We start from the raw sequence: 1,474 nt of genomic DNA, 5'->3' as shown, positions 1-1,474 counted from the left end.
ATGGCTATTACGGACCTAAAACGGCGGATGCGGTCAAACGATTCCAATTGATGCATGGACTTGCTGCTGATGGCATTTACGGCCCAAAGACTAAAGCAGCCCTCGAAAAGCTATTAAAATAAAAAGGGCAGGCGTTATGCCTGCTCATTTTTTTAAATCATTTTCAAGAAATTCTATATCTTTTTTGTATCTTTCAATTGTTTCCTCAATAGCTGCCTTAATTACCCCGGAATAACCCTTTTCTTCTTCTTGTGATTGTTCCTTTTTCAATTCTTCTATATCTGCATGAAGCAATTTTATTGCATGTTGCTTCTGCTCTCTATTCATATAATTATAGATTTTCCTCATAATAATCATCCTTTTCATTTAATTTAATATACAATTATTTATAAATTTAGTATATAATACCATACAAGGAAGGTGGTGGTAAAATGAATAAATTTATATCTAAGTTACTTATTGTTTCGTTAGCAACTTTACTATTAGTATCAACATTGTTGCCGACTGTATCAAGAGCCGCAACTCCTAATAAGGATAATGAGACTATGGCATCACAGCAAATTCAAGTGAAAATACAGTCATTAAAGAGTTTAGCGGGTGAAACAGAAATAGAAGACCCTATTATCCAAACTCAATCCTTTAGAGGATACTTAGTAAAGTTGGCGGCTGAATTAGTAGCTGAAGGCGTAAGGTACGGAGGGAAAGCAGCTAGTCTTGTTTTAAGAAAAGCTGACGGAAAAGCTGCCAAAGCATTTAAAGAGAATTCTAATTTCATAGCTAAAAAGATTGAAGAATTAGCTAATATCCCTGATGTTACTGCAAACATGATCAAGAATAAGCTATATGCTGCTTTAAAACCGAAAATTGGTGGAGGATCAGCTCAAATTATTGCTGATGGTGTTTACTATGCAATTAACTTTTTCTTGTTTTAAATAAAAAAGCCCTTCCGTTTGGAGGGGCTATTTTTTTGTTCTTATTGCGGTTTCTTTTCGGTGTGGAATTATTCGGAAAATGATAATATATGTCATTATAGGGAATAGCAAGGAAGGGGTAGGGTCTTATGGAGAAAGTTCTATCTTCTCATGTCGGTATGAAAATCAATGAATGGTATTACCATATTCAAAGATTTAACGTACCGGACGCCGAAGCATATAAAGAAGAAATAAAATCTTTGCTTGATGATATGGAAGAAAACCAGGATTTATTATTATATTTCTCACTCATGGAGTTCCGACATAAATTAATGTTGGATTATTTGAACCCATTGGAAAATGGAAAAGAGCGTGCCAACTTTAGAGAGTTAGCAATGAAGATTAAAAAGGATCAAGAGAAATTGACAGGCTTACTTGATTATTATTTTAATTTCTTCTATGGAATGTATGAATTTGAAAATTATGAATACCTCAACGCAATTACCTTCTACAAACGAGCAGAAAAAAAACTGTCTCTTGTAAGTGATGATATTGAACGTGCC

General features: G+C 33.9%; 4 protein-coding genes. 3 read left to right on the top strand and 1 reads right to left on the bottom strand.

Going from position 1 to position 1,474, the window contains the following annotated elements; translation table 11 throughout:
* The coding region (locus tag BA70_RS18705) for a peptidoglycan-binding domain-containing protein (RefSeq protein WP_034325244.1) at positions 1-122 on the top strand (122 nt) is incomplete at its 5' end.
* Between the two features lie 22 nt (positions 123-144).
* Here the strand turns inward: BA70_RS18705 and BA70_RS18700 are convergent.
* Positions 145-348 (bottom strand): hypothetical protein, encoded by a 204-nt coding sequence (locus tag BA70_RS18700; RefSeq protein ID WP_034325243.1) that lies wholly within the window; start codon positions 346-348, stop codon positions 145-147.
* 83 nt (positions 349-431) lie between these two features.
* On the opposite strand from BA70_RS18700, the gene BA70_RS18695 reads away from it, so the two are divergent.
* Together BA70_RS18695 and BA70_RS18690 are read left to right on the top strand one after the other, a co-directional pair.
* Entirely contained in the window at positions 432-932 is a 501-nt protein-coding gene (locus BA70_RS18695; protein ID WP_034325242.1) for a hypothetical protein, read from the top strand.
* Between the two features lie 128 nt (positions 933-1,060).
* On the top strand, positions 1,061-1,474 hold a 414-nt coding region (locus tag BA70_RS18690), incomplete at its 3' end, for a response regulator aspartate phosphatase (protein WP_034325240.1).

Origin of the sequence: Bacillus zhangzhouensis (assembly GCF_000715205.1) — a bacterium.
Taxonomy (GTDB): domain Bacteria; phylum Bacillota; class Bacilli; order Bacillales; family Bacillaceae; genus Bacillus; species Bacillus zhangzhouensis.
Note: the sequence above shows the minus strand (reverse complement) of the source record. Positions and strands in the feature narration are given on the sequence as shown.